Annotated in this window: 9 protein-coding genes; 3 read left to right on the top strand and 6 right to left on the bottom strand. The window is 70.8% G+C overall.

All coding sequences use genetic code 11. The features are described from left to right. Window positions 1-1,170 (bottom strand): chloride channel protein (locus tag TR46_RS37175; RefSeq protein WP_161790279.1); only part of this gene is annotated, 1,170 nt, incomplete at its 3' end. Window positions 1,171-1,768: 598 nt separating this feature from the next. On the opposite strand from TR46_RS37175, the gene TR46_RS41990 reads away from it, so the two are divergent. Both TR46_RS41990 and TR46_RS37165 read left to right on the top strand, forming a co-directional pair. Beyond that, window positions 1,769-1,981 carry a hypothetical protein gene (locus TR46_RS41990; RefSeq protein WP_152626929.1) on the top strand — a complete coding sequence of 71 codons (213 nt, stop codon included), beginning with the start codon at window positions 1,769-1,771 and terminating at the stop codon, window positions 1,979-1,981. A gap of 176 nt (window positions 1,982-2,157) precedes the next feature. Next, window positions 2,158-2,499 carry a hypothetical protein gene (locus TR46_RS37165; protein WP_042411530.1) on the top strand — a complete coding sequence of 114 codons (342 nt, stop codon included), beginning with the start codon at window positions 2,158-2,160 and terminating at the stop codon, window positions 2,497-2,499. Between the two features lie 25 nt (window positions 2,500-2,524). Here the strand turns inward: TR46_RS37165 and TR46_RS37160 are convergent, their stop codons facing one another. Next, window positions 2,525-2,878, bottom strand: coding sequence for a hypothetical protein (locus TR46_RS37160; protein WP_052433462.1), 354 nt, complete (start codon window positions 2,876-2,878; stop codon window positions 2,525-2,527). Between the two features lie 233 nt (window positions 2,879-3,111). Between TR46_RS37160 and TR46_RS37155 the strand changes: the two genes are divergently transcribed. Continuing rightward, on the top strand, window positions 3,112-3,957 hold the full coding sequence (locus TR46_RS37155; protein WP_042411528.1) for an SAM-dependent methyltransferase: 846 nt from the start codon (window positions 3,112-3,114) through the stop codon (window positions 3,955-3,957). 30 nt (window positions 3,958-3,987) lie between these two features. On the opposite strand, the gene TR46_RS42980 is transcribed toward TR46_RS37155, so the two are convergent. The 4 genes from TR46_RS42980 to TR46_RS37135 all read right to left on the bottom strand — a co-directional run bounded on the left by TR46_RS42980 (window position 3,988) and on the right by TR46_RS37135 (window position 7,493). Further along, window positions 3,988-4,434, bottom strand: a complete 447-nt coding sequence (locus TR46_RS42980; RefSeq protein ID WP_052433460.1) for an STAS domain-containing protein — start codon at window positions 4,432-4,434, stop codon at window positions 3,988-3,990. A 554-nt stretch (window positions 4,435-4,988) separates the two neighbouring features. Further along, complete coding sequence (locus TR46_RS37145; protein WP_042411525.1) at window positions 4,989-5,285, bottom strand: hypothetical protein; 297 nt, start codon at window positions 5,283-5,285, stop codon at window positions 4,989-4,991. Between the two features lie 45 nt (window positions 5,286-5,330). Further along, window positions 5,331-6,344, bottom strand: coding sequence for a PP2C family protein-serine/threonine phosphatase (locus tag TR46_RS37140; RefSeq protein ID WP_042411542.1), 1,014 nt, complete (start codon window positions 6,342-6,344; stop codon window positions 5,331-5,333). Between the two features lie 786 nt (window positions 6,345-7,130). After that, window positions 7,131-7,493, bottom strand: coding sequence for an STAS domain-containing protein (locus tag TR46_RS37135; protein WP_042411522.1), 363 nt, complete (start codon window positions 7,491-7,493; stop codon window positions 7,131-7,133). Window positions 7,494-7,597 lie beyond the last annotated feature (104 nt).

Genomic DNA, 7,597 nt, shown 5'->3' with positions numbered 1-7,597 from the left:
GGCGCCCATGCCGACGATCCCGTAGGCGCCCGCGGATCCTGCCACGGCGGGCAGAAGTTGGTGGGCTCCTTGGCCGAATGCGGATCCGAGCATCGCGCCGACGAACAGGCTGGGAGCGAAGACGCCCCCGGAGCCGCCGATGCCGATAGTGAGCGAGGTGGCGAGCATCTTGCCGGCCAGCAGGGCCAGGAGAAACAGCAGGGCGTAGCCGCCGGCCAGGGCGTGCTCCAGCACGGGGTAGCCGACGCCGTACATTTCGGGCAGTGCCAGTAGCAGGAGGCCCAGGGCCAGGCCGCCGACGGCGGGGCGGGCCCATTCGGGGCCGCGCCAGATCGCGTCGCAGGCGTCCTCGATGCGGTAGAGGACTTTGCTGAAGCCCACGCCGACCACTCCGGCGATCAGCCCGAGGAGCGCGAACAGGGCGTACTGGGTCAGGTGTTGGACCTGGAAGGCGGGCAGGGTGATGAAGGCGGTGTTGCCCAGGATGGAGCGGCCGATGACGGAGGCGGTGACGGAGGAGAGCACGACCATGCCGAAGGACTCGGCGGCGAAGTCGCGCAGGATCAGCTCCATCGCGAAGAACACTCCGGCCAGGGGGGCGTTGAAGGTGGCGGCGATGCCGCCGGCCGCGCCGCACGCCACCAGCATCTTGATCCGCGACTCGGACAGTTTGGCCAGCTGCCCGAGGGTGGATCCGAGCGCGGAGCCGATCTGCACGATCGGTCCCTCGCGGCCCACCGAACCGCCGCCGCCGATGCACAGGGCCGAGGCGAGGGCTTTGACGGCGGCGACCTGCGGGGCGATCCGGCCGCCGCGGCGTGCGACGGCGTACATGACCTCGGGGACGCCGTGTCCGCGGGCCTCGCGGGCGAAGCGCTGGACCAGCGGTCCGTACAGCAGCCCCGCGACGATCGGGGCCAGCAGGACGAAGTAGGGCCCCAGGAACGGCACGTGCGGGTTGGCGGCGTGACCGGCCGCGGAGTAGTCGGCGTGCCCGGAGAGCAGCTGGGTGAACGTCTTGATGAGCCAGCGGAACACCACCGCTCCCAGGCCCGCACCCGCGCCGATCACCAGCGCCAGGACGGCCAGTCCTCCCTTGCCGGTACGCAAAAAGGCTCTCGCCCGTTGGACGGGAGTGCTGGTTGGGGCTGCTGCGAGCTGCGCATTCATGTATTGCAGTATGCAATGTTTGCACCATACTAGGAAGTGGGGTCCGCGACCCGAGACGGCGGGCGTCCACGCAGGACTCTCGGGCGGTGCTGCAGCCGCCGTCCCTTGCCCGGGACAGGTCGCTTCTTCGCAGCCCGTCGGCAGCGGCGTAGGTGCGACATGTCCATCGCGGTCATCGCTCAGGTCGCGGTCGGCGTCGGCTACCTGGCCGTAAGGACTCGGGCTGTCGACGGGGCGATCGCAGAGGCGCTGCGTCCGCAAGCACTCCTGGTATCCGCTGTGCCGACTCGCATCGACCAGTCAGCGGTCGTCCAGCGCGCACACTGCCAGTCGCGGTAATCCCTGCAGCCGCAACCGTCCACCGATCGGCCTCCTGTCACGGAGGTGTCAGTGCTGGACCGGAGCCGAGGTTGGCCAGGAACGCGTGCTGGCGGCCATCACTCCCCGCGCCGCAGCACCGGATGCGGACCCGGTTGCCGCCGTACTGACGCTGCCGAGCCTGCACGCCGCCCCGCCCGCCCGCACCGCTCGACGTTTCGGGTCGTCGGATGCCGGCCGACTACCGCCGATTCCGGGCGGGCACCCGTAACCTGGGGCAGTGCCTTCCATGTTGCGCTTCGTGCTCCTCGTCCTACGCTGGCCTGCCGCAATGATTGCCGGAGGATACGTGGTCAGCGTGGTGATTCAACGCTTCAACCCGAATCAGGTGTTCCTGCTGGCACTACTGGGACTGGGCTTTGGCCTCAACGACGCCCGGCAGGCGCACCGCCGGGGGCGCCGAGCGCCGTCCCCCGACGAACAGGTGGACTGATCAATCGCGGCGGCAGTGACGCCCCAGGTGGGCGCATCCGCGGTGGATACCGCACCATTCCGATCCTTTGCATAGGGCAATGAATCGGGAGTAGCCTGAAGTGCGACAGTGATCCAGACGTTGGCGCAGGCGATCGCATGGTCGCCCGCAATGCCGGTCCGAGGAGGCGCGCTTCCATGCAACTCCATCTTCGCAAGCCGTCCCATCACGCCCCCGCGCCCCAGCCGGTGCACGACCGCCGCCGGGCCCTGATCCTGGGCACCATCCACACCGACGGCACCCCTGCGGTGACCCGCACCCTGCTGCTGGCCAGATCCGGGGACTCGACCGCGGCACGGATGACGATGGGCGAAGTCCTGCGGGCGCTGCCGACAACGGACGCGCTCACCGCCAACACCCTGCTGCGCTGCGCGGCCATTGACCAGGACACCCGACTGGGCGACCTCACGGCGGCCCAACGCGGCTCCCTGGCCCACCTGCTGTCCAGCACCGACCGGGCCCGGTCCCACCCGCAGTGAGGCTCCGCGCCCAGGCGCCAGGCCACTATCGGTCCAGGACGTGGACCCGCACCTGCACCAGGCCAGTGACGCCGAACTCCAGCCGCACCAGTTCACTGGAGCGCCCCGCCAGGACCCGCGGGTCGCCGACCTGGATCCGCGGGCCACTGCCACTGAAATCCGTGACGCTGTGCGGCGGCAGCAGGATCCCGCCGCTGGTCATCGACCCGTCAAGTGACGTGCCTCCATGCAGCACGGCCTGGCCGGCGTCCGCGAACGCCGCCATGTCCAGATGCTCGGGAACCGAACCCTCGTTGTGCACGGTCATGGTCAGCCGGCCTGTCGAACCGACCGCGGCGTCGTCGATGTCCAGGACGACGCCCCCGCCACGGACCGTCACAGCGCCCACCTCCCCAGAAGCCGTGGACGCGAGTGCGGAAGGCGAGGACTCCCCCGCCACCGGCCCCGCAGCGTGTGCCGAGCAGCCGGACACCGCAGCCGCGATCAGGACGGCGGAGTAGACGAACACCGAACGGGCAGCGCGGGAAGGAAGTCGTCCAATCATCTTTGCAGTATGCAATGGTTATGGGTGCATGGCTGCTTCCAGCCGTCGAACCGCGCAAGGAGTGGGGCATGTCACACGATTCGTCCAGGCTCGACCGCTCACCGCATCGCCCGCCGGTGCCGCCGGGCGTGGATCTCTCACGCGCGCACCCGGCCCGAATGTACGACTACTACCTGCACGGCAGGGACAACTTCCCCATAGATCGAGAAGAAGCGGACCGGGTGCTACGAGGCTTTCCGGACCTGCGGACCTCCGTGCTGGAAGGCCGTGCCTTCCTTGGCCGAGCGGTCGGATATCTGCTGGAGGACGCAGGGATCGACCAGTTCCTGGACATCGGTGCAGGACTCCTCCAGGGCGGGAGCACGCACGAGATTGCCAGGGGTCTCGGCCGCCAGGTCCGCGTGGTCTACGTCGACAACGACCCCGTCGTCGTCAGCCACGCCCACTCGATGATCGACGGAGTGACCGAGAATCGGACCGCGTACACCTGCGGGGACCTGCGCGACCCGCTGGCCGTTCTGCAGCAGGTGCGCGGTACTCAAGTCCTGGATCTGGACCGACCGGTGGGTCTGGTCCTCAGTGGGGTGCTGCACTTCGTCGCCGACGACGAACGGCCGCACGAGATCGTCGACTTCCTGCTCGCTGCCCTGGCTCCCGGCAGCTACCTGCTGGTTTCGCATGCGACCGGCGACCACTCGCCGCATTCGCCGACTGCTTTGGAGGCGGCCTACCGGCAGTCCGGGACGGCCCGGCATGTCCGTAGCCGCTGCGAGGTGCAGCGCTTCTTCGCCCGCACCGAACCGGTCCCGCCAGGCGTGGTCGACCTCTCGCACTGGCAGACCGACCACCTTCCGCAGCCCCGCCCCGCCCTGGGGGCCGTGGCCTGCTACGGAGCAGTGGGACGCCGCACCTGACGGCGCCCGCTGCCAGGCGTTGTCCGCGGCTTAGTTGCGCTGCCGGGGAATGGACCCCAGCGCCCGCAGTCCCGACCGGATCCGCCCCCGCCCTCGGGGTCCCTGGACCGTCTCGCGGCGTGCACTGTCGCAGGGCGCGCCCACTGCCTCGGCGGGCGAGTCGAAGACCTCGAACAGCCGCGGGGTGCCGAAGACGTTGAGGATCTCGCGCACTTTGCTTCCCGGAGCGGGCAGCACCAGGCGGATCTGACCCCCGCGGGCCATCATGTGCCGGCGGCCCGCGATCAGAGCGGCAAAGCCGGTGGAGTCGCAGAATTCCAGTCGACTCAGGTCCACCACGAGATGGCGGCAGCCCTCCCAGATGGTGCCGTGCAGGCGCTCCCGCACAGCGGCGACCCCGGCGAGGTCGAGCTCGCCGCTGATCTGGATCAGAGTCCAACCGTGCCGCTGGCCGTAACTGACGTTCGCGAATGTCACAGGGAAGCCTTTCAACGCCCGTGCGCGCAGCACCGGATGACGATCGGCGCCACCCGATGCGGCCTGCGGGGCAGGCGGCACCCGAGCTTCCACGCCCGCGGGAGCGGCTCGGTGTCGGGCTGTCGGGGATGAGTTCGAGGATGGGCAGGCCGAACCGCCCGGCCCTACGGTGCGCCTGGGCTGGTTCGTGAGCAGTCGCGGTGCCCCGAGGGCGCGACCGCCTCCTTTGCAGTATGCAAGAATTTCTTGCCCGACGCCAGGGCCCCAGGGGTGCCATCCACACAAACCCGGCTTGCGCACCCCGAGTTCGCCTCCTATGCACCAGTACGCGTCCCGTTGGGCGTGCACCGGGTCGCTGCCGGGCCGACCGGACGGCTCTCACTCCAGCATCAATGCGGGCTGCCGACCTCCAGACGAGCATCGGCGATGGCCAAGCACGGCACTGGGGCGTGGATAGACACCTCACAGCTACAGCGTCGCCGCGCACGCCGGAGGGATGGGCCAGGTGTCCTCATCGACCGCGCGTCCGCAACGGAGAGTCGACGGCCGACGGGCTACGAGCGGGTTAGCGAATCCAGGGCGGTGGCCAGCGCCTCGTACTGCTCGCTGCGCAACTGTCCCGCCGTGTCCCGCTCCCCGATTCCGGTGCTGCCCAGCAGGGTGCGCACGTCGAGCCACGACCGCCCGGGAAGGGCGTACAGCAGTGCCGAGACCGGCATCCGGGCTGCGGTCTCGTCGCCGAAGTAGGCCTGGATCAACGTCTCCGCGACCGCCGGCACCCCACCGGTGCCGATGTCGCCCAGGATGCGCGAGCGCGCACGTTCGACGGTTGTGCTGGGAATCTGAGCCATGGACGCAACCTCCAGGCGAGATGGCGGGAACAGCGCGATGCTCGGTTACGGGGATTCCGTCGCGCTTCGGTGACGCAGCAACAGCATGGCCGCGTCGTCGTGCAGGGGGCCGTGGGTGTAGTGGACGAGGTCTGCCCGCAGGGCGGCCAGTGCGTCCTCCGGGTTCGACTGGTCGAGCAGATGCGCCCGCCGGGCCAGCGGGTAGAAGGTCCCCTGGCTGTCGCGAGCTTCGGTGACGCCGTCGGTGTAGAGCAGCATCTGGTCGCCGTGGGCGAGGGTGACGAGGTAGGGGTCGGGCCCCAGCGGGCCCAGTACCGCCAGCCCGAGGGGCGGCGCGTGCATGGGCGGCTCGGCGAACTCGACGGTACCGTCGGCACGCAGCAGCAGCGGAGGGGGATGTCCGTAGTTCAGCAGGGCAACCGTCTGGTCGGACAGGACCTGCGCGAGGACGGCGGTCACGAACTCCTCCCCCTCCAGCCGGCGGTTCAACGCCCGCTCCAGGCGGTCCCCGACGGTCCGCAGGTCCCTTTCCTCGGGGGCCGCCTCGCGAAAGGCCCCGAGTACCACCGCGGCGGTCTCCACCGCCTCCAGCCCTTTGCCCTGGACGTCGCCGATGATCACGCGGGTGCCGTCCGCAGTGGGCACCACCTCGTACAGGTCGCCTCCGATCCGGGCCGAGGCGACTGCGGACGTGTAGGAGACGGCGACGCGGAGCCGCCCGGCGAAGCGCGGGACCGGTCGCAGCAGGACGCGTTGGGCCGCCTCGGCGATCGAGCGGACCTCGGCCAGTTCACGCTCGTGGCGGCGCCGGATCCCGGCGGCCATGACCGCGGCGGCGGTGACCCCGACGACGGACAGCAGCGCGACCGTTGTGCGGTGGGAGGGCAGCAGGCCGTCGTATCCGGCCGCTCCCAGGCAGAGCAGGAAGGCGACGACTCCGACGGCCAGGGCTCGGCGCATCGAGCCGGCGACGCTGGCGAAGGCCGGCCCCAGGGAGAGCAGGGGCAGGAACCCGACGTCGGACCCGGCGAGCAGGTCTGCCAGGGCTACTGCGGCCATCGCCGCGAACGGCAGGACAAGCAGCGGAAGCTGGCGGCGCAGGGCGCGGCGGTCGGCCTGGCTTCCGCGTTGGTCAACCGCAGGGACGCCGCCGTCCGGATCCCTGTCGCCTGCGGCTCGGGCAGCAGGGGCGATTGCGGTGGGGGCCGTGCCGGTGCGGGTACCGGACTCGCGCTTCACCAATCGCTCCTGGGGCCGGGGGCGAGCTCGACGAAGGGGATGCGGTCACGACCGGCGCCCCGCACGTCCACAGGCCTGTAATCGCCTGCGTTGCCGCGCCGGGCCAGCAGCCGTCGTACCGTGCGCGGGCGGCGGTGCGCGTAGGCGGCCAAGCAGGCGGCGGACTCCTCGGGCGTCATCGCCCGGCCCCGGCCACCCACGCGGCGTCCCGCATAGTCGACCGCCACTCGCGGGTCGCGTCGAACCGCCCGGTACCACGGGGTGCCTGGCCCGGAAGCGCACACCAGGTGGAGAGCCCCCGTCCCGGGGTCGACAGCGGCGACAGCGACCAGGGCGCGTCGTGGAACCCCGTCGGCCGGGTCGGTGTACGACAGCAGGCACAGTCTGCCTGCAGACAGCCGGGCCAGGGCCCGGCCCACGAAGGCCGCCTGCGGGAGCCGGGATATGGGAGCGGGTGTACCGGGAATGGCTCCTCCATATGTGAAATTCCGGAACAGTCATCATTGCACAGTGCAAACGCCCCGGGGAGGTCTTGCCCCATCCTCGCCCCGGGGCTTCGTGGCCCCGCGTCTTGCGGCACTGGGCGACCGGTCCGGCCGGAACCGGTCATGCGGGCTGGTCGGTGCAGGTCATCGCCCGGTCCAGGCCCGAGGTGCGCAGGGCCGCGCGGACAGCGGGCCCGGGCCGGTGCGCGGTGACCGTCACGGAAGCCTGCCCGGCGGCGCGCAGCAGCCGGAACAGGGCGGCCTGGGCGCCGGTTTCCAGGCCGGTGGTGAGCGACAGGTCCAGCCGCACCGGCAACGCTGCCTGCAGCAGTGCGATCAGCAACCGCCCGACCTTCTCGGCCTCCTCGTTGGCGATCCGTCCCGGCAGGGCGACGACCACGGCGCCCGGTCCCTGGCGGACGACCCGGACCCGGCTCCGGGCGTCCTGGGCGATCTGCCGATCAGTCCGGTTGCGGTGCGGCATGCTGAGCCTCCTTGCTTCCATGGTGCCCCTGGGCGCTTCCGACACCGGCCTGCGCAGGCACGATCACCGGCACCGCCTCGGCGTCGAAGAGGCGGGCGATCGGG

This window comes from Streptacidiphilus carbonis (assembly GCF_000787775.1).
GTDB classification, from domain to species: domain Bacteria; phylum Actinomycetota; class Actinomycetes; order Streptomycetales; family Streptomycetaceae; genus Streptacidiphilus; species Streptacidiphilus carbonis.
Note: the sequence above shows the minus strand (reverse complement) of the source record. Positions and strands in the feature narration are given on the sequence as shown.